The organism is Streptomyces noursei ATCC 11455, assembly GCF_001704275.1.
Lineage (GTDB): Bacteria > Actinomycetota > Actinomycetes > Streptomycetales > Streptomycetaceae > Streptomyces > Streptomyces noursei.
On sequence record NZ_CP011533.1, the window covers coordinates 2,954,858 to 2,980,139 of the forward strand.

The window sequence follows — 25,282 nt, forward strand, 5'->3', positions numbered from 1 at the left end:
CCGGCCCACCGCGGCCGGTACCGGCCGTCCGGAGGCGGTGGCAACGGCGCCACCGCCTCCGTCACTTGACGGCGGCGGTCGCAATGGGTTGCATACGCTGTGTGATCACGCACCGGGCCCCCACTGCCAGTTCCCGCACGTCCCGTACGTACCGCCGGATCCAGGGAGCCGCGCCGTGGAGCCGGTGATCGTCGTCGGTGCCGGCCCGGTCGGACTCGCCCTCGCCCTCGCGCTGACCCGGCACGCGGTACCCGTCGTCGTCCTCGACGAGACCGACGGCCAGGAGGAGCCCCGGCCCGCCCGCACCGTCGTACTCCGCCCGGACACCGCGGCGTTCGCCGCCCGGCTCGGCTGCGCGGACGCCCTGTCGGGCACCGGCGCCCGCTGGTCGGCGTGGCGCACCATGCGCCGCCGCCGACTGCTGGAACGGGTCGCCTTCGGCGACGACGCGTCCCCGCTGCACCTCCCCCAGCACGCGCTGACCCGCGCGCTGCGCACCGCGCTGACCAGCGAACCGCTCGCCCAGGTCGTCTCCGGCAGCCGGCTGGCCGCCGTCGAACAGGACGCCAAGGGTGTCAGCGCCCAGACCCGCGGCGACAACGGAACGTGGTGGCGCGGGAGTTACCTCGTCGGCTGCGACGGCCCGCGGTCCACCGTCCGCAAGCTGCTGGACGTCCGCTTCCCCGGGCGCACCGCCGTCGAGCGGCACGCGGTGGCCACGCTGCGCACCGAACTTCCCTGGCCCGGCGAGGCGCTGCTGCACCGCTCCCCGGCCCGGCACGGCGGCGGACGGGTCAGCGAGGTGTCGGCCCGCCCGCTGCCCGGCGGGGTCTGGCGGCTGGACTGGCTGCTGCCCCCGGGGCGCGACCTGGTGACCCCGGACGCGCTGGTGGCCCGGATCCGCGACTCGCTGGCCGGCTGGGCGGCGGAGGCGGCGGCGGACGGGACCGGCGACGAGGGCGGCACGCCCGGCGGACGCGGCCACACCGGTCTGGTCCCGCCCTACGAACTCCTCGACACCGGTGTCCACACCGTCCACCACCGGCTCGCCCGGACCTGGCGGCGGGGCCGCGCCTTCCTCGCCGGCGACGCCGCCCATCTGCTGGGCGCACTGGGCACCCAGGGCCTGGACGAGGGCCTGCGGGACGCCGAGAACCTCGCCTGGAAGCTGGGCCTGGCCTGGCACCACGGCGCCACCGAGACGTTGCTGGACAGCTATCAGGTCGAGCGTCGGGGCGCGGTCGCCGCCCGGCTGCGGGCCACCGACTCGGCGCTGCCGCTGCTGCGGGACGGTGGAGCGGTGCGCTGGCGGACGGTGCTGCCGGGCGCGGCGCGCGGGCGCAGCACCCTGCTGACCGACGGCCACCTGGGTCGCGGTCCCCTCGGCGGGGCGCCCTCCTACGCGGGGACGCCGCTGGCGGCGCCCGCCGGGCTGCCCGGCGAGGCGACGGTCGGCACCCTCCCGGGGGAGCCGGTGGTGGAGGTGCCGGTCACCGCCTCGGACGGCTCGTCGGTGGGGCTGCGCGACCGGCTCGGGCAGGGGCTGCTGGTGGTGCTGGTGGCGCCCGGTACCGGCGTGTGGGACCGGCGGCACTGGCAGTCGGCGGGGCTGATGCCCCGTCTGTCGGAGGCGGTCGCCGCGCTGCCGATGCGCGCGGAGGTCCTGGTCACCGAGGCGTATCCGGGGGCCGCGGCGCACACCGTGCTGGTGGTGCGGCCCGACGGCCATGTGGTCGCCGCGCTGTCCGGGGTCCGCCCGGACGAACTGGCCGCCTGCGCGGACGCGGTGCGCGGCGGGGCGCCCGGGGAAGGGGTCCGACGGCCGGCCGCGGACGGGACCGCCGGGGAGTCCGGTGACCGGCCGGACGGCGCTCCGACGGGGCCGTCGGGAGACGCTGTGCCGGTTGACCCTCCGGGAAGCTCCGTGCTTCACTCCGAGAGTGACTGATCACGGCTCGCGATTCTGGCGGAGGGTCCATGTGGACCTGGTCCGCTATGCGGGCTGCAGGTGTCGTCCGTCCTGTTGATCTCCTCCGCCGTGGCCGGTGACCGCGGCGGCCTCCTCTGCGCGGCAGTGCGTCGTGGTGCGACGGCCGCGCCCCTCACGATCACTCAGGACGGTTTCCGTGCCCGATGTACAGTCCCCCGCGCGCCCGCGTGCCCGCGCCCATGACGGCGGCCCTACCGCCGCCGAACTCCTCGACTTCGCCCGCCGTACCGCCGCCGACCGCGCGCTGGTCGCGTCCCTGCCGCTCGATCCGGAAGGCCGCACCTGGATCCGGCTCGACGGGCCGGGCGGCGGCGAAGCCTGGCTGATCGGCTGGCCGCCCGGCACCGGCACCGGCTGGCACGACCACGGCGGTTCGCGCGGCGCCTTCGCGGCGGCCGCCGGGGAGTTGACCGAGCAGTCGCTCGCCGCCACGATCCCCACCGAGGGCTGGAAGACCCTGGAGCTCGCCGACGGCGTCGACCGGGAGCGCCGGCTGAGCGACGGGCGGGGGCGGGCCTTCGGCCCGCACCACGTTCACCAGGTGCTCAACCTCTCCGCCGACACCCATGCGGTGTCCGTGCACGCCTACTACCCGCCGCTGCCACTGATGCGGCGGTACAGCCGCAGCGGAGCGGTGCTGCGGCTGGAGGAGATCGAACGCCCGGGGGAGTGGACATGAGCGAGCGGAGCGGGCACACGACGGCAGGGCGTGCGACCGGCGCACGCGGGGGCGGGCGACGGAGGTTCGCGGCATGAGCGGGATCGACGAACTGCTGGCACGGGCCCGGCGCGCGCTGACCCGGGTGGATCCGGAACAGGCCGCGGCGCTCCAGGCGACCGGCGGTCTGCTGGTGGACATCCGCTACGCGGAGCTGCGGGAGCGCGACGGGACCGTCCCCGGGGCGCTGATCGTCGAGCGCAACGAGCTGGAATGGCGGCTCGATCCGACGGGCGCGCACCGCGCCCCCGAGGCGACCCACCACGATCTGCCGGTCGTCGTGATCTGCAACGAGGGCTACGCCTCCAGCCTCGCCGCGGTCTCCCTGCACGCACTGGGCCTGCACCGCGCCACCGACCTGATCGGCGGCTTCCAGGCATGGCGCGCGGCGGGCCTGCCGGTGGACGGCCAGGGTGTGTCCGCAAAGTCCCGCCGTCCGTCCGGAGGGCGAACGGGAACGTGACGGCAAGCCCCCCGCGGGGGACGGGAGTTCGAGGACACAGGGCGGCCGGAACGCCACCGGCCGGAACGCTTCAGGCGTCCGGCAGGTGGTGATCCAGCATCTCGGGGTCCTCGCCCTCCTCTTCCAGGGCTCGGCGGACGACGCGGAGGGCGAGGCCCTCCGGATAGCCCTTGCGGGCCAGCATGCCGGCCAGCCGGCGCAGCCGCTTGTCGCGGTCCAGGCCGCGGGTCGCCCGCAGCTTGCGGTCGACCAACACGCGGGCGGTGGTCTCCTCCTGCTCCGGGTCGAGGCGGCCGACGGCCTCGTCGATCAGGGCGGAGTCCACCCCCTTGGTGCGGAGCTCCCGGGCCAGGGCACGGCGGGCCAGGCCCCGGCCGTGGTGCCGGGACTCCACCCAGGCGCCGGCGAACGCCGCGTCGTCGATCAGCCCGACGTCCTCGAAGCGGGCGAGCACCTCCTCCGCGGCCTCCTCGGGGATGCCCCGCTCCCGTAGGGCGTCGGCGAGCTGCCGACGGGTCCGCGGACTCCCGGTGAGCAGGCGCAGGCAGATCGCCCGCGCCTGCTCCTCGGGCGTACGCGGCGGTCCCGACCCGGCCCTCGACGGGAGGGGACCACCGCCGTCCTCGGCTGCGGCGCCGCCTTCGGGAGCGGCGCCGCCCGCGCGGCCACTACGGTTCTCGGCGTCGCCGACAGCGCCGTAGCCGGCGCCGTCGGGCCATTCCGTTCGCCGTGTCATGACGGGTCAGCTCTTGGTCGCCGCGGCCTTGGTGCCCTTGGCGGTCTTGGCGGCCGCCGCCGGCGCGGCCTTGGCCGACGCCTCCGCCGCCGGGCCGGCGGCATCCGCACCGGGCTCCGCCGCGGCGTCCGCCGACCTCACGCCGATGCCCAGCTTCTCCTTGATCTTCTTCTCGACCTCGTTGGCGAGGTCGGGGTTGTCCTTGAGGAAGTTGCGGGCGTTCTCCTTGCCCTGGCCGAGCTGGTCGCCCTCGTAGGTGTACCAGGCGCCGGACTTGCGGATGAAGCCGTGCTCGACGCCCATGTCGATCAGGCCGCCCTCGCGGCTGATGCCCTGGCCGTAGAGGATGTCGAACTCGGCCTGCTTGAAGGGCGGCGCGACCTTGTTCTTGACGACCTTGCAGCGGGTGCGGTTGCCGACCGCCTCGGTGCCGTCCTTGAGGGTCTCGATCCGGCGGATGTCGATCCGGACGGAGGCGTAGAACTTCAGCGCGCGGCCACCGGTCGTGGTCTCCGGGGAGCCGAACATCACGCCGATCTTCTCGCGGAGCTGGTTGATGAAGATCGCGGTGGTCTTGGACTGGTTGAGCGCGCTGGTGATCTTGCGCAGGGCCTGGCTCATCAGACGGGCCTGGAGGCCGACGTGCGAGTCGCCCATCTCGCCCTCGATCTCGGCCCGCGGCACCAGGGCGGCGACCGAGTCGATCACGATGAGGTCCAGGGCCCCGGAGCGGACCAGCATGTCGACGATCTCCAGGGCCTGCTCGCCGTTGTCCGGCTGGGACAGGATGAGGTTGTCGATGTCGACGCCGAGCTTCTGCGCGTACTCGGGGTCGAGGGCGTGCTCGGCGTCCACGAACGCGACCTGGCCGCCGGCCTTCTGTGCGTTCGCCACCGCGTGCAGGGTCAGGGTGGTCTTACCGGAGGACTCCGGTCCGTAGATCTCCACGACCCGGCCGCGGGGCAGGCCGCCGACGCCGAGGGCGACGTCGAGGGCGGTCGAGCCGGTCGGGATGATCTCGATGGGCTCCTTCGACCGCTCGCCCATGCGCATGACCGCGCCCTTGCCGAATTGCCGTTCAATCTGTGCGAGCGCAGCGTCCAGCGCCTTCTCGCGGTCGGTGCCTGCCATGGGTTCCACCCGGTTTGCTTGAGTCGATCGCTTCACGTCCATGACGCTAACCCCTGCCACTGACAATGCGCCCGGACCCCGGCTCCGGCCTGTGGATAACTCCGCGGACGGCCCTGGATTCCGCTGGGCCGGAGCCGCGTCAGGCGGCCGGATTCCCCATGAGAATGGATGTTCGATTTTGGTGTCAAGCGCGCCGCTCGCCGCACCGCCGCGGCGCCGGAGTCACTCCGCGTCCCGCCGCGCCTCGCCCGGCCCGCCCTCCCGGACGGGGACGGGGATCGGGTCCGGGACCGGCGCGGCCGTCCCGACGTCCCCGGCGCCCCCGGTGCCCTCCGGCGCCGCGCCGCGCCGCCGCGACCAGCGGCGGACCCGCGGGTCCGGGGTGACCTCGTACCGCTTGACGTACGCGCCCAGGAACGCCTGGAGCGTCGCGGTGGCCGGGATCGCGATCAGCGCGCCGACCGCGCCCATCAGCGCCGTGCCGGCGATCACCGATCCGAAGGCGACCGCGGGGTGGATGTCCACGGTCTTGGCGGTGATCCGGGGCTGGAGCAGGTAGTTCTCGAACTGCTGGTAGACCACGACGAAGCCGAAGACCCACAGCGCGTACCAGGGGTCGACGGTGAACGCGATCAGGATGGGCAGCGCACCCGCCATGTACGTGCCGATCGTCGGGATGAACTGCGAGATCAGGCCGACCCACATGCCGAGCGCCGGGGCGTAGGGAACCCCCAGGATCTCCAGCAGGACGTAGTGCGCGATGCCGGATATCAGCGCCATCAGCCCGCGGGAGTAGAGGTATCCGCCGGTCTTGGCGACGGCGATCTCCCAGGCGCGCAGCACCTCGGCCTGACGACGGGGCGGCAGCACCGAGCACAGCGCCCGCCGCAGCCGGGGGCCGTCGGCGGCGAAGTAGAACGAGAACAGCGCGATCGTGAGGAGGTTGAACAGCCCGCCCAGCACCTGTGCGGAGACCGCCAGGACGTTGTTGGCGCTGTCCTGGACGTACTTCTGCAGCCAGTCGGAGTTCAGCAGGTTGTTCTGCACCTGGACCCGGGAGAGGTGGGTGTGGAAGGTGCTGTTGATCCAGCTGATGACGGAGTCCAGGTACTGCGGGAACTCCTCGACCATGGTGGCGATCTGGCCGGCCAGCATGGACCCCAGCAGCGCGAAGAAGCCGACCGTGGCGACGACGATCCCGAGGAACACCAGGCCGGTGGCGAGCCCGCGGCGCATGCCCCGACCGGCCATCCAGTCGACGGCCGGCTCGATGGCCAGTGCCAGGAAGAACGCGATGAGGACGTTCAGCAGCAGGCCGATCAGCTGGTGGAAGCCCCAGGTGGCGAGCTGGAAGCAGGCCACCAGCGCGAGGGCGAGCACCATGGCGCGCGGCAGCCAGCGCGGCATCCTCGCCTCGCGCCGGTCGCCGGACCGGTCCCGCGGCGGGTCGTCGGGGCGGGGGCCGTCGTGGCTGCTGGTCTCATCTGTCACGGACACGCTGCCAAGTGTCGCCTACCGCACCGACACCCGGCCGCGGCCCGCTCACCGCTTGCTCTGCGGCACGTCCATCACCGCGCAGACCACCCGCCAGACCTCCTTGGCGCTCCACCCTGCCGCCAGCGCCTCGTGGATGGTGCGACCGCCGAGCTCCGCCATCACGTGATCGCGCGCGAACGAGTCGGCGTAGCCCGCACCGAAGTGGTCCGCCATCCGCTCCCAGAACACCGTCAACCGCATGATCCCCGCCTCGTACCCACTCCGGCCTGCACGTTCCCCGGTTTCCCGCCTCCCCGCGCGAGCGCCCGGGAGGGCATCCGGGTCCAGCCCCCTTCATACCGCCGCGGCCGGACGAAAGGCCAGCGAAGATCGGCGGGGACCGAGGACTCCCAGTGCCGGGGCCGGCGCCGCCGCCCCTCCGTGGCCGGATCCCGCCCGTCCCGGTTTGTCGCGGCGTGCCCAGGGCGGCCGGTCCGATCACCCTTCTTACACTTGCTAGATTGCGCAATCGAGCAGTCAAATGTGAAACCGGCTCGGCGCAATCGTCGTCTTCCCGGCCGGAACCACCCCTTGCCGCCGTGCGGCATGCCCCCGCGACCGCCTCGCCGGTCCGGCCGTCCGAAGGATGCGAATGACAGGTCAGCGCACCGAAGCCCCGAACGGGCACGACGACCTGGCCCGGGACCGGGCACAGGTCTCACGCCGGGTACCGGGTCCGCGCCGCCGCGGGGACCGGCACCCGGGAGCGGCCGGCATCGGGCCGGCCCCCGGGCGGGCCGGTGCACGGGCGGACCGGGCGGAGCGCGGGCGCCCAGCGCTCCGGGCCGCCGTGGTGGCGCTGGCGGTGACGGCCGCGGGTGCCGCGGTCGACGTGGCGCTCGGCGGGCGGCCCGGCTGGGTGTTCGCGGTGGCCGCGGCGCTCGGCGCGGCACTGACCGGCAGAACCTGCACCCGGGCCGGCGCCTGGTGGCTGATATCCGCGCCGCCCCTGGTGGTGGCGGTCGTCACCGTGGCGTGCGAGCAGCTGGCGGGCACCACCACCGTCCAGGGCAAGGGCCTGGCGACGGCGGCGGTGCGCTGGGCCGTGGACGGGTTCCCGGCCATGGCGGCGGCCGAGGCGGTGCTGATCGTGGTGCTGACGGTCCGGGGCATACGGGCCGGCCGGCGCGGCGACCGGAAGCGGAGCAGGAGGAACAGCGGTGCATGACGACCACAGCCCCTACGGGCGGAGTCCGTACGGACCGGACGGCCGGGAGGCCGGGGGGACCGGCGGGCGGGCCGCACGCCGGCGGCCGGCCGACGGGCGCGGCGGACGGCGGCGCTCCCCCCTGGTCGTCGCCGGACGGACCGCGCTCGCCCTCTCCTCGGCGCTGGTCCTCCTGGCCAGCGGGGTGTCCTGGGCGGCGTACAACTGGGTCAGCAGCGGGCTGAACACCTCCGACGCGCTCAACGCCATCGGCGGCAAGGACGCGCCCAAGCACCTGGACAACTCGGTCAACCTGCTGTTGATCGGCCTGGATTCGCGCAAGGACATGAACGGCAACGACCTGCCGCGGGAGTTCGTCAAGGACCAGCTGCACGCCGGGTCCAGCGACATCGGTTACTACAACACCAACACCCTGATCCTGATGCACATCCCGGCGGACGGCGGGAAGGTCACCGCGTTCTCCGTCCCGCGCGACGACTATGTGCAGACCTTCAACGGGGACGGCACCTCCCAGGGGCACTTCAAGATCAAGGAGGCGTACGCCAACGCCTATACGGGCGCCCACGACAAGTTCTCCGCCCAGGGGGTCAAGGGCGCCGACCTGGAGAGCCGGAGCCGGGAGGCCGGCCGGGAGGCGACGCTGGCGACGGTGCAGAACTTCCTCCAGGTGCCGATCGACCACTTCGCCGAGGTCAACCTGCTGGGCTTCTACGACATCGCCAAGGTGCTCCAGCCGATCGAGGTCTGCCTGAAGCACCCGGTCAAGGACCGCTACTCGGGCGCCGACTTCCCGGCGGGCCACCAACAGCTCGACCCGAAGCAGGCACTCGCCTTCGTCCGACAGCGGCACGGTCTGGACGGCGGCGACCTGGACCGCACCCACCGCCAGCAGGCGTTCATCTCGTCGGTCACCCACAAGCTGAAGAGCCAGGGGGTCTTCACCGACCTGGGCAAGCTGCAGGGGCTGTTCGACGTGGTGAAGAAGGACCTGGTCATCGACAGCAAGTTCGACGTGCTGGACTTCGCCCAGCAGGCCACCAACCTGACCGGCGGGAACGTGGTGTTCCACACCCTGCCCATCGCCGGCTTCGCCACCCGCAACCGCGAGTCCGTCAATCTCGTGGACGTGCCCAAGATCCGGTCCATCGTGCAGTCCCTGATCGGCGAGAAGCCCGGTTCCTCGGACCGGCCCGGCGACGGGGCACCGTCGCCGTCCGCGTCCGTCAAGGCCGCCCCGGCGACCGTCGACGTCCTCAACGGCTCCGGGAAGAAGGGCGCCGCGGCGGACGAGCTCAAGGCGCTGACCTCGCTCGGCTACACCGCGGGCCGCACCGAGAACGCCACCCCCCGGCAGCGCACCACCGTCCTCTACGGCGCCGGCGCGCAGGAGGCCGCCCGGCAGATCGGCGACCGGCTGAGCACCGCCGCGCCGGTCCCCAGCGCCTCGGTGCCCGCCGGACACGTCCAGGTCGTCCTCGGTGGCGACTTCACGGCCCCGCCCGCCACCGGGGCGGCGACCCCGGAGAAGTCCGCCGACCCCGGCACGACGGGCAGCTCCCCCTCTCCCGTCCCGTCCGACGCCTTCGCCGGCGACTCCGTCAAGGAGGGCGGCATCCCCTGCGTCAACTGACGCCCGGCGGGCCACCGGTGACCCCGGTGGCCCCCGAACTCCCCGCCCGTCACCGGGGCACCGCCGGCACCGGCGGCCGTACGGGCCGGGGGCGCGCCGCCTAGACTGGGCCGACCGGGGCGAGAAACGGGGAGAGCCGCAGTGGTGAAGAGCATCGAGGGAGCGGGCCAGGAGACGGGCACGATGGCCGATCCGTCCGCCGAGGTACTGGCCGAGGCGGCCGCGATGTTCGGGCTGCTGGCCTCTCCCCCACGGCTGCACATCGTCTGGGCACTGGCCCAGGGCGAGAGCGACGTCAGCGGACTGGCCGAACGGGTCGGCGGCGCCCTGCCCGCGATCAGCCAACACCTGTCCAAGCTCAAGCTCGCCGGACTGGTGCGCTCCCGCCGCGAAGGCCGCCGGGTCGTCTACTTCGTCGACGACCCCGACACCGTCGCCGTGATGCGCACCCTCGTCGTCCAACTCGCCGCCCGCGACGCGCACACCGCGCCACCCCGGCTCCGCCGCCTGGGCGGCTGAGGGCCGACCCGGGCCCGTCCACGCTCCCCGACGCCCCAGACGTTTTAGATATTGCGCAATCATGGAACCAAGATGAGGTTCCCCGCGTTGTCCAGGACGACAGCACAGACCGGCTCCAAGGAACGCTGGAGGGTTTTTCATGGGTGTGACCCTGGCCAAGGGCGGCAACGTCTCGCTCAGCAAGGAGGCCCCCGGCCTCAGCGCGGTGACCATCGGGCTGGGCTGGGCCGTCCGCACCACCACCGGCGCCGACTACGACCTGGACGCCTCCGCGCTGCTGTGCGCACAGTCCGGCAAGGTCGTCTCCGACCAGCACTTCGTGTTCTTCAACAACCTCACCAGCCCGGACGGTTCCGTGGTGCACTCCGGGGACAACCTCACCGGTGGCAGCCACGGTGACGACGAACAGATCCAGGTCGACGTGGCCACCGTCCCCGCGCAGGTCACCAAAATCGTCTTCCCGGTCTCCATCTACGAGGCCGAGCAGCGCGGCCAGAGCTTCGGCCAGGTCCGCGACGCGTTCATCCGCGTGGTCAATCAGGCCGACGGCCGGGAGATCGCCCGCTACGACCTCACGGAGGACGCCTCCACCGAGACCGCCATGGTCTTCGGCGAGGTCTACCGGCACGGCGCGGAGTGGAAGTTCCGGGCCATCGGCCAGGGCTACGCCTCGGGACTGCGCGGTATCGCCCAGGACTTCGGGGTCAACGTCGGCTGAGCGGCGCGTCGGCCGGCGGGCCGGGCGGGACGGTCCGTCCGACGCCAAAGCGGCGGCTTCCGGAGGGAGCGGGACATGGCGACAGCCCGGGCGCGACGGCGTTGGTGGGTGCTGCCCGGCGCCGCCGTGGCGGTCTGGGCACTGGTGCACACGGGCCACGGCCCCGCTCCCGGCGCCGCGCCCCAGCCGTCCGGCACGACGTCCACCGCACCGGACGTCACTCCCTCCGCGACGCCCGACGGCGACCCCACGGCCCCCCGGCCCGACGGGGCGTACGACCCGGCCGACTGCGCCGCCGCGGTGCGCACGTACGCGACGGCGGCCGGCGTCCACCCCCAGCTGCTGATGGCGATCCTCTACAACGAGGCGTACAAGCCGCACGATCCGGCGCTGGAGCGGGCCTGGCAGCGCTACAAGCCCGATGCCGCGTTCGGCATCGCCAACATGCACCGGGCCGCCTTCGACGAGGTCAGGCGCGGCCGGGACTTCGCCGACCGGAAGTGGGAGGAACTGCCCGACGACCGGAAGCTCGCCGTCGAGGCGGCCGCCTGGTACCTGCACGACCTGGACCGCCGACTGCCCGCGCAACGACCGGCCGGATACTCCCGCGACGACCTGCTGGCGCTGGGCTACAACGCCGGCGCCGGCAACATGCTCGCCTTCGCCCACGGCACCGCGCCGGGCGCCCAGGCCCGGTCCTACCTGGACCGGCTGCACGCGAACTGGGCGCAGGCCGGGCGGGCCGTCGCACGGTGACCGGACCGTCGCGTGGTGACAGCACCGCGACAGAAAGGCGTCAGGACGCGGTGGCGGGACCGTCCTGACGACTTCTCAGTCGCATACTTCAAGCATTGCGCAAGATAGGGAACCTTGCCGATTTCCTTGGCGTTGTAGCCGACGGACGCCTGATGCCGGGAACGTATGGAGGAAGCTCATGGGCGTGGCCCTGACCAAGGGCGGCAATGTGTCGCTCAGCAAGCAGGCCCCGGGTCTGACCGCCGTCAGGGTGGGGCTGGGCTGGCAGGTGGGAACCACCACCGGGACCGGCCACGACCTGGATGCCAGCGCGCTGCTGTGCGGCGAGTCCGGGAAGGTCCTCTCCGACCAGCACTTCGTGTTCTTCAACAACCTCACCAGCCCCGACGGCGCGGTGCGGCACTCCGGCAGCCGCCCCACCGGCGAGGACAAGGAACAGATCGAGGTGGACCTCGGCGCGGTCCCGCCCGGGGTCGCAAAGATCGTCTTCCCGGTCTCGATCTACGAGGCCGAGCAGCGCCGGCAGAATTTCGGCCAGCTGAGCAGCGCCTACATCCGCGTGGTCGACCAGACCGGCGGCGCCGAGCTGGCCCGTTTCGACCTCTCCGGCCAGGCCGCCACCGAGACCGCCATGGTCTTCGGCGAGTTGTACCGCCACGGCACGGACTGGAAGTTCCGCGCGATCGGCCAGGGCTACGCCTCCGGGCTCGCCGGGATCGCGCAGGACTACGGCGTCGAGGTGCTGCGCCCGGAGCCGGCAGCCGCCCCGACCGCCCCCAAGCTCTCAACTCCGTTCGAGCAGGGGGGACCCCCATCCACCACCCCCACCGGGCCCGCCGCCCCGTCGGCGGCGGCCACGCCCACGGCGACGTCCGTGGCCGTGGCCGCCGCCGGAGTGGCGCCGTCCGGAGCGGGCTCCACCCCCGCCACATCACCGCAACCGACAGGAAGTTCCGACATGACCTGCTTCTTCGACCCCAGCCACGGCCCCGGAATGACGCCCGTGATGTGGTCCCCGCAGTGGGGTGTGCCGCGCCAGGTCCAGACCTGCGGCGGATGCGCGCAGCGGGTACAGACCACCACGCCGCCGTTCTACACCCCGGCCCAGGCCGGCTACCCGCAGCCCGTCCAGCAGGGCTACCCGCAGCAGGCGCAGCCGGGCTACCCCCAGCAGGGCTATCCGCAGCAGCCGGAGCAGCACCAGGGCGGCGGCCGGCGCTTCGGTGCCGGCGCGCTGATCGGCGCCGGTGCCGCGGGTCTGGTCGGCGGCGCGCTGCTGAACGAGGCGTTCGACGACGACGAGCCCGAGGTGGTCGTCAACAACTACTACGAGGGCGACGAGTACTGATGCCCCGTCGCACGGCATGACCCCCTCGGCGCCCGGCCGCGTCCCCCGACGGACGGCCGGGCGCCGACGCCTTCCGGCTACTGGGGCGCGATCCGCACCACCCCGGTGACGGTGCCCTGCCACCACACCCTTCCCGGCGTGGCGTTGCCCGCCATCTGGAGCGTGTCGAAGAGGAAGCCGGTCCCCAGGTGGCTGCGGTGCGCCACCCGGCCGGTCTCCGCGTCCACCGCCAGGAAGTCGTAGCGGTCCAGGATGCCGGTCCGGGCCGGGTCCAGGACTCCGGTGCGCTCCACCGTGTAGAGCATGCCGTCCGCGACGGACAGCTTGGGCACCGCCGCCGAGCGGATCCGGGCGTCCCAGCGGACCGCGCAGCCGCTGCCGTCCCGGTCGAGGTCGACCCGGGTCAGCCCGCCGCCGAACGGCGCGCTCGCGGGCTCGGCGGGCCCCGCGCCGTCCGGCACCGCCGGGTACGGATAGCCGTAGGTGCTCGCCACGTACACGCTGTTGCCGGCCCCGACGGGCGAGTTCTCGGTGCCGCTCCCGTTGGGGTCGAGGACCGAGATCCGGCACACCGTGCGGTCGTCCTTGGTGGCCACCACGATCAGGTTCTCCCGGGGCGCGGCGTTGTCGGTGATCGCGAGGTACTCCGAACCGGTGCGCGGCCCGAAGAACGTCGGGGTGGCCCCCGTCCCGTGGCTGAGCTGCCCCGGCTTGCGGGCCGGCCCGCGGTCGTACGCCCGTCGCCACGCCATCCGGGGCGTCCCGTCCGCGCCCGCGCGCAGCAGGTACAGCGCATGGTCGGTGGCCACCGCGGCGCCCTCGGGCGCGGTGGAGAGGGAGTTGGCCACCGCTTCGCCGAGGTCCGCCGTGCGCACCGCCTTCGTCGTGGTGTCCACCGTGCCGACGAGGCCGTGCGCGGTCGCGAACCACACCCTCCCCCGCCAGTCCGGGGAGAGCCCGACCACGCTGTCCCCCGAGGCCACGGCGCCGGTCAGCGGCGTCCGCTCGACGACCTTCAACTCCCAGCCGCCGCCCGCCGTCCGGACGTGGGCGATCCGCAGCAGATCGCCGGAGCCGTCGGCGACGACCAGCCGGTCCCGCTCGTCCAGATAGCTGTATATGCCGCCCAGCACACCGGACTTGGCGAGCTCGAGCTCGGTCAGCGAGGCGCCGGTGGCCGGGTCCAGCAGATGGACGTGCGGCGCCCGGTCGAAGATGCCGGTGCAGACGGCGACCGGGTAGCCGTCGGAGCCGGCCAGCACGGTCGGGCAGGCGGACTGCAGCGCCGTGCGGTGGGCGGCGACCCGGCCCGTCCCCGGGCCCGGTCGGGGCGTGGTGTCCGACGAGGCGGTGTCGCCGTGCATGGCCCCCGCCCCGCCCGCGGCGAGGTGGGGGTTGGCGGGCGGGGCCGCGGCCCGCGCGGGCCCCGCCGTACCGAGGACGGCGGCCAGCGCGGCGGCGAGCGCCAGGATGCGGGTCTTCTTGCTGCGAGTGGGCACGGATCGGCTCCAGGTTCGGGGAACGGGAGGGCACGCGCACCGGGGTCGGGCGCGCGAGGCGCGGGCGGGACGGCGCATCCGCTGGCCGCTCGGCGGCGGCGATGGTGCGGGACGGGTGCCTCGTCAACCGGTGTACCGGGACGGCGGGTTGACGTCCTGTCCGGTGGGACCGGCGCATACCCCGCGGGTATCCGGGGCGGCCGGTCCCGCGCGGGTGACGTGGACGGGGCGGGGTCCGCCGGCGGCTGCCGTCGGGCGCGGCTGACGCCCGGGACGGCGGCGTGCGCACGGGGCGCGCGGGACGGGGTCAGCGCCCCGCCGGACGACACGCCGCGGAGGCGAGCCGCGCGAGGTCCAGGAAGAGGCGCCGGTGCAGCGGGAGTTGACCCATCACGCGCGGCATTGCAGCACGCGCGCCGCGAACCCGCAATCCCCGTCCCGCCCCTGGAGACGCCCCGCGTCCACGGCGGAGATCGTCAACCGGATGCCTCCAGGGTCCCGCCCTCGGAGGGCAGCGGGCCCCGAGCCCGTGCCGGCGCGGGCTTTCGCCCCTACGGTCGGGCCATGGCCGAAAACGTAAGTCCCCCAGCGACCCCTCTGGCGCGTGCCGAGCGCTTCGTCTGGCTGACCGCCCGGGTGCTGGAGCAGCGGCTCTTCGCGCACCACTTCCTCGGCGGCGGCGCGGATCCGGTCGAGACCGCGCTCACCGCGTACCGCAACGACGACGACGGCTACGGCCACGCCCTGGAACCCGACCTGCGCGGCCCGGTCAGCCAACCACTGCACACCGCGCACGCGCTGAAGGTCCTGAACCGGATCGGGCGGTGCGACGGCCGCCGGGTGGAGCGGATCTGCCGCTACCTGACGCGGATCTCGACGTCCGAGGGGGCGCTGCCGGCGGTGCACCCCTCGTTGCGCGGCTATCCGGCCGCGCCCTGGATCCCCGTGGTGGACGACCCTCCGAGCTCGCTGCTGGCGACCGGCCCGGTGGTGGGGCTGCTGCACCGCAATCAGGTGTGGCACGCCTGGCTGTTCCGGGCGACCGACTACTGCTGGGCGACCGTGGAGTCCCTGGAGAAGACCCACCCCTACGAGGTCGCGGCGGCGGTGGCGTTCCTGGACGGCGCCCCGGACCGGCCGCGGGCGGCCGCGGCGGCGCGGCGGCTGGGCCGGCTGGTACGGGAGCAGGACCTGGTCGTGCTGGATCCGGGGCGGGCGGCCGACGTCCCGGTCCCGGAGGGGTACGCCCCCGGGGAGCACCACTTCGCGTACGACTTCGCCGCCGCGCCCGATTCGCTGGCCCGCGGCTGGTTCACCGACCAGGAGATGGACCGGGCCCTGGACCACCTCGTCGCGCTCCAGGGGGAGGACGGCGGCTGGCCCGTCAACTGGCGCCTGTGGGCGCCCGGTACGGAGGTGGAAGGCCGCCCGCTGGTGACCCTGGAGGCGCTGCTCACGCTCCGGGCGTACGGGCGGCCACTGGGCTGAGCGGCCGGACGGCCGCCCGCCGGGCCCTTCGACGGCCCGGCGGCGCGGTCACCCGCCCAAGGCGCGCACCCCGGCGGTGACCGCCACCGCGGCCGCGACGATCAGCAGGAACGGGGCGCGCAGCAGCAGGGCGACGACGGCCGCGGCGACCCCGGCGGCCCTGGCGTCGAGCATCAGGTGCCCGCCGTCGCCAAAGGTCTGCTGGGCGGTCAGCGCGGCCAGCAGGGCCACCGGGAGCAGCGCGGCCAACCGCTTGACCAGAGGGCGTTCCAGGACGCCGGCGGGTGCCGACAGGCCGAGGAACTTGACCAGGTAGCAGCCGACGGCGGTGACGCCGATCGCGATCCAGACGTTCATGTCCGGTCCTCCTCGACGGTGTCGTGGTCCGCGCCGGCCCGCTCCTGTGGGGCGGGCTTCCGTCGCCACCGTCCCTGGACGGCGAGGACGGCGGGCGCGGCGAGCGCCGAGAGCAGCACCGGCACCCCGGCGGGCAGGACCGGCAGCGTCACCAGGAGCAGCAGCACGGCGAGGCCGGCCGTGCACCGCTCCACGGCGGACCGCAGCATCGGCGCGAGCAGCGCCACGAACACCGCGGGGCCGGCCGCGTCCAGGCCCCAGGCGGCGGTGTCGCCGAGCGCCCGGGCCCCCAGGGCACCGCCGAGGGTGGTGAGGTTCCACAGGAAGTACAGCGACAGCCCGGTGACGGTGAAGCCCAGTCGTGCGCTGCGCCGCCCGGTCTGGGCCAGGGTGACGGCCGCGGTCTCGTCGATGATCCAGTGGGCGGCCAGCGGCCGGACCGCGCCGCGGTAACCGAGGACGGCGGAGAGCCGCAGCCCGTAGAAGGCGTTGCGGACGCCCAGGAAGAAGGCCCCGGCCGCCGCGGTGAACGGGTTGCCGCCCGCGGCGAGCGCGCCCACCAGGGCGAACTGCGAGGCCCCGGTGAAGACAAGGAGGCTCAGGGCGCAGGTCTGCCAGACGCTGAGCCCGGCACCGGCGGAGGTCACGCCGAAGGCGAAGCCGGAGAGCCCGACGGCGATGCCGACCCCCAACGCGTCCCTGACGACGGCCGCGTCGGGCCGCTCCGGTACGGGCGGCGGCTCGTCGTGCGCCCCGGTAGCGGGGCTCCCCGGGCCGCGGACCTGGGCGGGGCGTATCTCCGCCGGTACTGCGCGATCTGTCTGTTCAGCCACGCCCTGGACCCTAGGAGGGCGCGTCCCCCGCGGTCTTGTACGTTCTTGCGCCCGCCGCCGCGCGCTCCCGGCGGTAGGCGCCCGGCGGCACCCCGACGATCCGGGTGAAGTGCCGGTTCAGGTGCGGCTGGTCGGTGAAGCCGACCGCCGCGGCCGTCTCGGCGGGCGGGGTGCCGGCCTCCAGCAGCCGGCGGGCGCGCCGCACCCGGGCGTCGGTGAGCCAGGTGTGCGGCGGCATGCCGTACGCGGCCCGGAAGGCCCGCAGCAGCGCGAACGGGCTGGTCCCCAGTTCCCGGGCGAGTTCCTCCAGGGTGGGCGGATCGGGCATCCGCTCCTCCAGGACGGCGCGGGCCCGGGCGGCGGTACGGGCGCCGGCCGCCCGGGACGCGCGGGCCGGCAGCGGTCCCCCGTGGCCGCGCAGCAGCCGGGCCACCACGATCCGCAGCAGGCTGTCGGCGGCCAGCGCGTTGCCGGCCTCGGCGGCCCGGTGGACGCCGGCGATCAGCCGGCCGAGGCCGGGCTCGTCGGCGACGGTCCGGACGAAGCCCGCGGTGCCGCACAGCCCGGTGGTCTCCTGGGCGATCCCGGCGACGAGTTCCGCCGAGGGGTAGAGCGTGGCGTAGGCCCAGCCCTCGGGGGCGCCGGCCCGCGCGGTGTGCGACACCTCCGGATTGATCATCACGACGGAGCCGGGTCCGGCGCGCACCACGCCGTCGCGCAGCCCGACCGCCTCGATCCCGGAGGTGACCGCGCAGAGCACATACCCGTCGTGGGCGTGCCGGGGGAAGGAATGCCGGACGTAGCGGGCGCGCAGCAGGTCGAGGCCGGGCAGCCCGGGGTAGCGCCAGTGGCGCGCCCACTCGTCGGGGGCCCGCGGCGCGGTGGGCTCACCATCCGTACTGATCATGCCCATGCCCTCATTGTGCGGATTCCCGGCGGCCGGGCGACAGGGTGTCCGCACCGTGGACGCCGCGCGGCGACGGCCCCGCGGCGGGCCGCGGCCGGCGGCGGACCGGATTGTCAGTGGTCCGGTGCACGATGGGGAGCATGACCGAGGCAGCGCTCGATTCGTTCTCGCCCGCGACCCGCGGCTGGTTCGCCGGGGCGTTCAGCGCACCCACCGCCGCGCAGGAGGGCGCCTGGCGGGCGATCGCCGAGGGATCCGACGTCCTGGTGGTGGCGCCGACGGGCTCCGGCAAGACGCTGGCCGCGTTCCTGGCGTCGCTGGACGCACTGGCGAGCGCCCCGCCGCCCGCCGAGCCGAAGAAGCGCTGCCGGGTGCTGTACGTCTCGCCCCTGAAGGCCCTCGCCGTCGATGTGGAGCGGAATCTGCGCAGTCCGCTGACGGGGATCCGGCAGGAGGCGATCCGCCTCGGGCTGCCGGAGCCGGACATCCGGGTCGGCATCCGCTCCGGCGACACCCCGGCCGCCGAACGCCGCGCGCTGGCCACCCGCCCGCCGGACATCCTGATCACGACGCCCGAATCGCTGTTCCTGATGCTGACGTCCTCGGCCCGGGAGGCACTGGCCGGCGTCGAGACGGTCATCCTGGACGAGGTGCACGCGGTCGCCGGCACCAAGCGCGGCGCCCATCTGGCGCTGTCCCTGGAGCGGCTGGACGAGCTGCTCGACCGCCCGGCGCGCCGGATCGGGCTGTCCGCGACGGTCCGCCCGGTGGAGGAGGTGGCCCGCTATCTGTCGCCGCGGCGCCGGGTGGAGATCGTCCAGCCGCCGTCCGGCAAGCGGTTCGACCTCTCGGTGGTCGTCCCGGTGGAGGACATGGGAGAGCTCGGCAGCGCCCCCGTCCAGGAGGGCGAGACGGGCGAGAAGCCGTCCATCTGGCCGCAGGTCGAGGAGCGGATCGCCGACCTCGTCCAGGCCCACCGCTCCACGATCGTCTTCGCCAACTCCCGCCGCCTCGCGGAGCGGCTGTGCAACCGCCTCAACGAGATCGCCTACGAGCGCACCATGGGCACGGCCCTGCCCGAGCACCACTCCCCCGCCGAGCTGATGGCCGAGTCCGGTGCCGCCAAGGGCGCGCCGCCGCTGCTGGCCCGCGCCCACCACGGCTCGGTCTCCAAGGAGCAGCGCGCCCTGGTGGAGGAGGACCTCAAGGCGGGCCGGCTGCCCGCGGTGGTCGCCACGTCCAGCCTGGAGCTGGGCATCGACATGGGTGCGGTCGACCTGGTCGTCCAGGTGGAGTCGCCGCCGTCGGTGGCCTCCGGGCTCCAACGGGTGGGCCGGGCCGGCCACCAGGTCGGCGCGGTGTCCAAGGGCATCGTCTTCCCCAAGTACCGCGGCGATCTGGTGCAGGCGGCGGTGGTCACCGAGCGGATGCGCTCGGGCGCCATCGAGGCGCTGCGGGTGCCCGCCAATCCGCTGGACGTGCTGGCCCAACAGCTGGTCGCGATGGCGGCGATGGACACCTGGGACGTCGAGGAGCTGCTGGCCGTGGTCCGCCGGGCGGCCCCGTTCGCCGCGCTCCCGGAGTCCGCGTTCACCTCGGTGCTGGACATGCTCGCCGGGCGCTATCCGTCCGACGCCTTCGCCGAGTTGCGCCCGCGGCTGGTCTGGGACCGCGTCGCACAGACCGTCACCGGCCGCCCCGGTGCCCAGCGGCTGGCCGTGACGTCCGGCGGCACGATCCCCGATCGCGGCCTGTTCGGCGTCTTCCTCGCCGGCGAGAGCTCCGGCAAGGGCGGTGGCGGGAGACGGGTGGGCGAACTGGACGAGGAGATGGTCTACGAGTCCCGGGTGGGCGACGTCTTCACCCTCGGCACCACCTCCTGGCGCATCGAGGACATCACCCGCGACCGGGTGCTGGTCACGCCCGCCCCCGGGGTGCCCGGCCGACTGCCGTTCTGGAAGGGCGACCAACTCGGCCGCCCGCTCGAACTGGGCCGTGCGCTGGGCGCGTTCCTCCGGGAGATCGGCTCGCTCTCCGCCGAGGACGCGGCCGCCCGGCTGTCCGCCGCCGGGCTCGACGACCGGGCGGTCGCCAACGTCCTGGCTTATCTCTCCGAACAGCGCCAGTCCTGCGGCCATGTCCCGGACGACCGCACCATCGTCGTCGAGCGCTTCCGCGACGAGCTGGGCGACTGGCGGATCGTCGTCCACTCCCCCTTCGGGGCGCAGGTGCACGCCCCTTGGGCCCTGGCCCTGGGCGCCCGGCTCGCCGAGCGCTACGGCCTGGACGCCCAGGTGATGCACGCCGACGACGGCATCGTGCTGCGGCTGCCGGACGCCGACCTGATGGGCCTGGAATTCCTCGACGGCGACGGCGGCTTCGGCGCCGCGGACCGTGCGGAGTACGACCCCGAGCAGTCCCCGGTGGGCGCCGCCGATGTGGTCTTCGAGCACGGCGAGGTCGATCAGCTCGTCACCGACCAGGTCGGCGGCTCCGCGCTGTTCGCCTCCCGTTTCCGGGAGTGCGCGGCGCGCGCCCTGCTGCTGCCCCGCCGCAGCCCCGGCAAGCGCACCCCGCTGTGGCAGCAGCGCCAGCGCGCCGCCCAACTCCTCCAGGTCGCATCCGAGTTCGGGTCGTTCCCGATCGTGCTGGAGGCGGTCCGCGAATGCCTCCAGGACGTCTTCGACGTCCCGGGTCTGACGGAGCTGATGGCCGACATCGAGGCCCGCCGGGTCCGCCTGGTGGAGGTCACGACGCCGGAGCCGTCCCCGTTCGCCCGCTCGCTGCTGTTCGGCTACGTCGCCCAGTTCCTCTACGAGGGCGACTCCCCGCTGGCCGAGCGCCGGGCCGCCGCGCTGTCCCTGGACTCCCGACTGCTGGCCGAACTCCTGGGCCGGGCCGAGCTGCGCGAGCTGCTGGACGCGCAGGTGCTGGCCGATCTGGAGGCCGAGCTGCAATGGCGCACCGAGGACCGCCGCGTCAAGGACGTCGAGGGCGTCGCCGACGCGCTGCGGGTGCTCGGGCCGCTGACCGACGCCGAGTTGACCGAGCGCGGCGCGGAGCCGGCCTGGCCCGAGGAGCTGGCCCGGGCCCGGCGCGCCATCCGGGTGCGGATCGCCGGCGCCGAGCACTGGGCCGCCGTCGAGGACGCCGGCCGGCTCCGGGACGCCCTGGGCACCGCGCTTCCGGTCGGTGTCCCCGAGTCGTTCACCGAGCCGGTCAAGGACCCGCTGGGCGATCTGCTGTCCCGTCATGCCCGCACCCACGGCCCGTTCACGTCCGAGCAGGCGGCCACCCGCTTCGGCCTCGGCACCGCCGTCACCGACGGCGCCCTGCACCGCCTGGCCGCCACCGGCCGCCTGGTCCAGGGCGAGTTCCATCCCGAGGGCATCGGCCGGGAATGGTGCGACGCCCAGGTGCTGCGCCGGCTCCGCCGCCGCTCGCTGGCCGCGCTGCGCGAGGAGCTGGAGCCGGTGCCGCCCGCCGCGCTGGCCGCCTTCCTGCCCCAGTGGCAGCACGTCGGCGTCCCGCGCCCGGCGCCCGCCTCCGGGGCACCCGCACCACCGGTCGCCACCGCCACCTCCGGGTACGGGCTGCGCGGCATCGACGGCCTGGTCCGGGCGATCGAGCAGCTCCAGGGCGCGCCGGTGCCGGCCTCCGCACTGGAGAAGTTGATCCTGCCGTCCCGGGTCGGCGGCTACACCCCCGCCCTGCTGGACGAGCTCACCGCCACCGGCGAGGTGCTGTGGGCCGGCGCCGGCGCCCTGCCCGGCAAGGACGGCTGGCTCTCCCTCCACCTCGCCGACACCGCGCCCCTGCTCCTCCAGCCCCCGCTGCCCCTGGAGCCGACCGCACTGCACGAGTCCGTGCTGACCGCCCTCGCCCCCGGTTACGGCCTGTTCTTCCGGCAGATCGCCGACCAGGTCCGCGCCACCACGCATCCGGACGCCACCGATCCGCAGCTCGCCGACGCGCTGTGGGAGCTGGCCTGGTCCGGCCGGCTCACCAACGACACCCTGGCGCCGCTGCGCGCCCTGCTCGGCTCGGGCCGCACGGCCGGCTCCACGGCCCACCGCGCCCGGCGCACCGTCCCCCGCGGCAGATACGGGACGCTGACCGCCGCCGCGCGCCCCACCGCCTCCCGCTCCGGCCCGCCGACGGTCGGCGGCCGCTGGTCGCTGCTGCCCGCCCCCGAGCCGGATCCGACCCGCCGCGCCCACGCCCTGGCCCGTACGCTCCTGGACCGGCACGGCATCGTCACCCGCGGCGCGGTCGCCGCCGAAGGGGTCGCCGGCGGCTTCTCCGCCGCCTATCGCGTGCTGTCCGTCTTCGAGGAGTCCGGGCAGGCCCGCCGCGGCTATGTCGTCGAGGGGCTGGGCGCCGCCCAGTTCGCGATGGACGGCGCGGTGGACCGGCTCCGGGCGATCAGCAACCAACGGGAGCGCGGCGCCGACGCCCCCTTCCCGGACGGCGGCCCGGGGCAGCCCCGCCGCGCCCTGGTCCTCGCCGCCGCCGACCCTGCCAACGCGTACGGCGCCGCCCTGTCCTGGCCCGAGCCCCCCGAGGGCGCCACCCACAAGCCGGGCCGCAAGGCCGGTTCGCTGGTCGTCCTGGTCGACGGCGAGCTGGCGCTCTACATGGAGCGCGGCGGCAAGACCCTGCTGATATGGCCACTGGGCCCGGACCCGGCCGAGGCCGCCGCCGACCCCCGGCTCCGGCCGGCCGTCGAGGCCCTCGTCGCGGCGGCCCGGGCCGGCGCCGTCGGCACCCTGACCACCGAGCGCATCAACGGCACCGCCGCCCTCACCTCCCCGTTCGCGCCCGTCCTGGAGGCCGCGGGCTTCCACCCGACGCCGCGGGGGCTGCGGCTGCGCGGCTGAGCCCGCCGGTGGGGCAGCGGGCCCGGACGGGGGCGCCCGATCCCCCGCCGGGCGGTGCATGATGGCCCCATGCCCGAAGGCGACACCGTCTGGCGGCTGGCGCACCGTCTCCACCAGGCGTTGGCCGGCAGCCCGCTGACCCGCTGCGACCTGCGCGTCCCCCGCCTCGCCACGGTGGACCTGACCGGCCGCGAGGTGCTGGCGGTGGTGCCCCGCGGCAAGCACCTGCTCACCCGCTTCGAGGGCGGCCTCACCCTCCACTCCCATCTGCGGATGGACGGCGCCTGGAAGATCTACGCCCCGGCCGAGCGCTGGCGCGGCGGCCCCGCGCACCAGATCCGGGCGGTCCTCGGCACCGCGGCGCACACCGCCGTCGGCTACCGCCTCCCCGTCCTGGAACTGCTGCGCACCGCCGACGAGTCCCGGGTCACCGGCCATCTCGGCCCCGACCTGCTGGGCCCGGACTGGGACCCGGCCGAGGCCCTGCGCCGGCTGCTGGCCGCCCCCGACCGGCCTCTCGGTGAGGCCCTGCTCGACCAGCGCAACCTCGCCGGCATCGGCAATGTCTACAAGTCCGAGCTGTGCTTCCTGCTCGGCGCCTCCCCCTGGCTCCCGGTCGGCGGCCTGGCCTCCCCCGAGCGCGCCCCGGCCCTGGCCAAGAAGCTCCTGGAGGCCAACAAGCAGCGCCCGGCCCGCGTCACCACCCCGTGGGGGTACCGCCCACGCCCGTTCCAGGGCGGTGGGGGAGCCCGCCCCGACCGCCGGCTGTGGGTCTACGGCCGCGCCGGCCACCCCTGCCTGCGCTGCGGCACCCCGATCCGCACCGCCGACCAGGACCCCACCGCCGAGGAACGCGTCACCTACTGGTGCCCCACCTGCCAGCCGTCCGCACCCCCGGCACCCCCGACCCGCTGACGTCCTCGGGGCCGCTCGGCCCCCGCGGCACGCCCGGCACCGCCCGCCGCGTCACTCACGACCGGCCGGATCCTCCGCCGCGCGACGACGCCACGCCTCCCACCGGCGCCCCACCCCGGTGCGCCGCCACGCCTCGACCAGCCGTTCCAACCCGCTGCGCCGCCACACCTCGGCGAGCCGTGCCTCGACGGCCGCCGCCACTCCCCCGCGCCCCGTACGGTCGGCCCGCGCCCCCTGACGCCGCCCGCTCCACGGAACGCAGTGCACCGGCAGCAGGCTGAGCCCCCAGCCGGCCGTGGCCACCGCGCCCTCCACCGGCCCCGTCGACCCCGGCCACAGGACCAGCCGGCACACCGCCCAGCACCACAGACCCCCGACGAGCGCCGCGCATATCCACCGCCCCGGCAGGGGCCTCGCACGCCTCGCCATGCCTGCCTCCTCGGGCCGACGCTAGACCGGTCCCACCATCCGGCGGCAGGGGCGCACCGACGCACGCCCGGCGCGCGCGGTGCGCTCCGGGGCTCCCGGGCGGCGGAGCGGGCCGCCGCCCGGTCGGCGCGCCGCGGTCAGTGGGCCTCGGCCTGGAACATCCAGTGGTGCTTCTCCAGGTCGGCGGTGAGACCGATGAGGATGTCCTGGCTGACCGGGTCGGGTTCGTCGGTGGCGGCGATCCGTTCCCGCATCCGCCCGATGACCGCGCCGAGCGCGTCCACCATCGTCCGCACGACGTCGCCGTCCTTGACCCAGCCGTCCGGCGCCTCGCTGATGCCGCTGGTCTTGGCGACCGTCGCGGACCTGCCGTCCGGCGTGACCCCGATCGCCGAGGCCCGCTCGGCCACCGTGTCGGCGTGCTGCCGCGCGATGGCGACGACCTCGTCGAGCTGGAGGTGGACGGAGCGGAAGCGCGGACCGACGACGTTCCAGTGCACCTGCTTGGCGACCAGGGAGAGATCCACCAGATCGACCAGGGCGCCCTGGAGGGCGTTGCCGACGACGGAGCGGGCTTGATCGGAGAGCGTGCTGGTGACCACAGACATCCAGATACTCCACTTCAGGCGTATTGCTGGCATTTGGGCGAATAACCCGATTCAGCCCCATGGTACGGGCCAAGGCTCCGCCCCGAGCAGCCCAGCCGGTCCGGCCGGGCACCCGCCCCGACGCCGCACGGGCATGCAGCGAGCCCCGGCGGGCTGCTGCCCGCCGGGGCTGAAGGCTCTGCGTTGTCTGTGGTGTCAGGCCGCGACGACATCCACGACGTCGGCCGGGGGCTTGATGGTCACGCGCTCCTCGGGCATGCCGGCCAGAGAAGTGACGGACACCGAATTGAGCTTCGGCCGCACCGGTGCCGGCACCGTGTCGGTCGCCGCCGCGGAGGCGGCCAGCTCGGCGAGCGCCAGCTCGTCGCTGACCTCCCGCATCAGCTCGGACATGCGGACGTCCAGCGCGTCGCAGATCGCCGAGAGCAGTTCGGAGGACGCCTCCTTCTGCCCCCTCTCGACCTCGGACAAGTAGCCGAGCGACACCCGGGCGGAGGACGAGACCTCGCGCAGGGTGCGGCCTTGGCGCTGACGCTGTCGGCGCAGCACGTCACCCAGCAGGCGACGAAGCAGAATCATCGCTGGCTCCCTCCTCGGACCTCGGATGCGGATCCTTCTCGCCCCACCGTACCGCCTCGGGCCGCAGCCGTGCC

23 protein-coding genes and 1 pseudogene are annotated in these 25,282 nt (G+C 74.6%); 13 read left to right on the forward strand and 11 right to left on the reverse strand.

Annotated features, from left to right (window positions below; genetic code table 11):
• The first annotated feature begins 175 nt into the window (after positions 1-175).
• The 4 genes from SNOUR_RS12205 (at position 176) to SNOUR_RS12215 (ending at position 3,171) form a co-directional block, all read left to right on the forward strand.
• Positions 176-1,948, forward strand: a complete 1,773-nt coding sequence (locus SNOUR_RS12205) for an FAD-dependent monooxygenase (protein WP_067346421.1) — start codon at positions 176-178, stop codon at positions 1,946-1,948.
• Entirely contained in the window at positions 1,941-2,027 is an 87-nt protein-coding gene (locus tag SNOUR_RS48300; RefSeq protein ID WP_312635946.1) for a putative leader peptide, read from the forward strand. The genes SNOUR_RS12205 and SNOUR_RS48300 overlap by 8 nt, the downstream gene beginning before the upstream one ends.
• 99 nt (positions 2,028-2,126) lie before the next feature.
• Complete coding sequence (locus tag SNOUR_RS12210; RefSeq protein ID WP_067346422.1) at positions 2,127-2,669, forward strand: cupin domain-containing protein; 543 nt, start codon at positions 2,127-2,129, stop codon at positions 2,667-2,669.
• Between the two features lie 73 nt (positions 2,670-2,742).
• On the forward strand, positions 2,743-3,171 hold the full coding sequence (locus tag SNOUR_RS12215) for a rhodanese-like domain-containing protein (RefSeq protein ID WP_067346423.1): 429 nt from the start codon (positions 2,743-2,745) through the stop codon (positions 3,169-3,171).
• Positions 3,172-3,241: 70 nt separating this feature from the next.
• Here the strand turns inward: SNOUR_RS12215 and recX are convergent, their stop codons facing one another.
• The 4 genes from recX to SNOUR_RS12235 all read right to left on the reverse strand — a co-directional run bounded on the left by recX (position 3,242) and on the right by SNOUR_RS12235 (position 6,775).
• The gene (gene recX, locus SNOUR_RS12220) at positions 3,242-3,907 is read right to left on the reverse strand and encodes a recombination regulator RecX (RefSeq protein WP_067346424.1); all 666 of its coding nucleotides are present in this window, start codon (positions 3,905-3,907) and stop codon (positions 3,242-3,244) included.
• Positions 3,908-3,913: 6 nt separating this feature from the next.
• Positions 3,914-5,038: a recombinase RecA gene (recA, locus tag SNOUR_RS12225; protein ID WP_067346425.1), complete on the reverse strand. Its 1,125-nt coding sequence runs from the start codon at positions 5,036-5,038 to the stop codon at positions 3,914-3,916.
• Positions 5,039-5,260: 222 nt separating this feature from the next.
• On the reverse strand, positions 5,261-6,445 hold the full coding sequence (locus SNOUR_RS12230) for an AI-2E family transporter (protein ID WP_312635948.1): 1,185 nt from the start codon (positions 6,443-6,445) through the stop codon (positions 5,261-5,263).
• 135 nt (positions 6,446-6,580) lie between these two features.
• Complete coding sequence (locus SNOUR_RS12235; protein WP_039632166.1) at positions 6,581-6,775, reverse strand: DUF3046 domain-containing protein; 195 nt, start codon at positions 6,773-6,775, stop codon at positions 6,581-6,583.
• 391 nt (positions 6,776-7,166) lie between these two features.
• Between SNOUR_RS12235 and SNOUR_RS12240 the strand changes: the two genes are divergently transcribed.
• The 6 genes and pseudogenes from SNOUR_RS12240 to SNOUR_RS48305 form a co-directional block, all read left to right on the forward strand.
• Entirely contained in the window at positions 7,167-7,742 is a 576-nt protein-coding gene (locus SNOUR_RS12240; protein ID WP_067346426.1) for a DUF6542 domain-containing protein, read from the forward strand.
• Entirely contained in the window at positions 7,735-9,372 is a 1,638-nt protein-coding gene (locus SNOUR_RS12245) for an LCP family protein (protein ID WP_312632552.1), read from the forward strand. The genes SNOUR_RS12240 and SNOUR_RS12245 overlap by 8 nt, the downstream gene beginning before the upstream one ends.
• Positions 9,373-9,555: 183 nt before the next feature.
• Entirely contained in the window at positions 9,556-9,891 is a 336-nt protein-coding gene (locus SNOUR_RS12250; protein WP_067358199.1) for an ArsR/SmtB family transcription factor, read from the forward strand.
• A 139-nt stretch (positions 9,892-10,030) separates the two neighbouring features.
• Positions 10,031-10,609 (forward strand): TerD family protein, encoded by a 579-nt coding sequence (locus SNOUR_RS12255; RefSeq protein WP_067346427.1) that lies wholly within the window; start codon positions 10,031-10,033, stop codon positions 10,607-10,609.
• A gap of 75 nt (positions 10,610-10,684) precedes the next feature.
• A complete protein-coding gene (locus SNOUR_RS12260) occupies positions 10,685-11,365 on the forward strand; it encodes a hypothetical protein (RefSeq protein WP_067346428.1) in 681 nt (226 codons plus the stop codon).
• Positions 11,366-11,543: 178 nt separating this feature from the next.
• A pseudogene (locus SNOUR_RS48305) lies at positions 11,544-12,107 on the forward strand (TerD family protein); the annotation flags it as partial.
• A 683-nt stretch (positions 12,108-12,790) separates the two neighbouring features.
• Here the strand turns inward: SNOUR_RS48305 and SNOUR_RS12270 are convergent.
• A complete protein-coding gene (locus SNOUR_RS12270) occupies positions 12,791-14,212 on the reverse strand; it encodes a hypothetical protein (protein WP_067346430.1) in 1,422 nt (473 codons plus the stop codon).
• A gap of 564 nt (positions 14,213-14,776) precedes the next feature.
• Here SNOUR_RS12270 and SNOUR_RS12275 point away from each other — a divergent pair.
• Positions 14,777-15,700 carry a hypothetical protein gene (locus SNOUR_RS12275; RefSeq protein ID WP_067346432.1) on the forward strand — a complete coding sequence of 308 codons (924 nt, stop codon included), beginning with the start codon at positions 14,777-14,779 and terminating at the stop codon, positions 15,698-15,700.
• Between the two features lie 48 nt (positions 15,701-15,748).
• Here SNOUR_RS12275 and SNOUR_RS12280 read toward each other — a convergent pair whose 3' ends face one another.
• The 3 genes from SNOUR_RS12280 to SNOUR_RS12290 are packed head-to-tail and all read right to left on the reverse strand — an operon-like array spanning position 15,749 to position 17,803.
• Positions 15,749-16,057: an AzlD domain-containing protein gene (locus tag SNOUR_RS12280; RefSeq protein WP_067346433.1), complete on the reverse strand. Its 309-nt coding sequence runs from the start codon at positions 16,055-16,057 to the stop codon at positions 15,749-15,751.
• A complete protein-coding gene (locus SNOUR_RS12285; RefSeq protein WP_376738509.1) occupies positions 16,054-16,890 on the reverse strand; it encodes an AzlC family ABC transporter permease in 837 nt (278 codons plus the stop codon). Before SNOUR_RS12285 ends, SNOUR_RS12280 begins: the two co-directional genes overlap by 4 nt.
• A 10-nt stretch (positions 16,891-16,900) precedes the next feature.
• Positions 16,901-17,803: an AraC family transcriptional regulator gene (locus SNOUR_RS12290; RefSeq protein ID WP_067346437.1), complete on the reverse strand. Its 903-nt coding sequence runs from the start codon at positions 17,801-17,803 to the stop codon at positions 16,901-16,903.
• Between the two features lie 134 nt (positions 17,804-17,937).
• Here SNOUR_RS12290 and SNOUR_RS12295 point away from each other — a divergent pair, with 134 nt between their 5' ends.
• Positions 17,938-22,677: an ATP-dependent helicase gene (locus SNOUR_RS12295; RefSeq protein WP_067346438.1), complete on the forward strand. Its 4,740-nt coding sequence runs from the start codon at positions 17,938-17,940 to the stop codon at positions 22,675-22,677.
• A 69-nt stretch (positions 22,678-22,746) separates the two neighbouring features.
• The gene (locus tag SNOUR_RS12300; protein WP_067346439.1) at positions 22,747-23,592 is read left to right on the forward strand and encodes an Fpg/Nei family DNA glycosylase; all 846 of its coding nucleotides are present in this window, start codon (positions 22,747-22,749) and stop codon (positions 23,590-23,592) included.
• A 51-nt stretch (positions 23,593-23,643) separates the two neighbouring features.
• On the opposite strand, the gene SNOUR_RS12305 is transcribed toward SNOUR_RS12300, so the two are convergent.
• The 3 genes from SNOUR_RS12305 to SNOUR_RS12315 form a co-directional block, all read right to left on the reverse strand.
• Complete coding sequence (locus tag SNOUR_RS12305; protein WP_067346440.1) at positions 23,644-24,021, reverse strand: hypothetical protein; 378 nt, start codon at positions 24,019-24,021, stop codon at positions 23,644-23,646.
• Between the two features lie 137 nt (positions 24,022-24,158).
• Entirely contained in the window at positions 24,159-24,629 is a 471-nt protein-coding gene (locus tag SNOUR_RS12310; RefSeq protein ID WP_067346441.1) for a Dps family protein, read from the reverse strand.
• Positions 24,630-24,824: 195 nt separating this feature from the next.
• Positions 24,825-25,208, reverse strand: a complete 384-nt coding sequence (locus SNOUR_RS12315) for a helix-turn-helix domain-containing protein (RefSeq protein WP_067346442.1) — start codon at positions 25,206-25,208, stop codon at positions 24,825-24,827.
• Between the last annotated feature and the right edge of the window lie 74 nt (positions 25,209-25,282).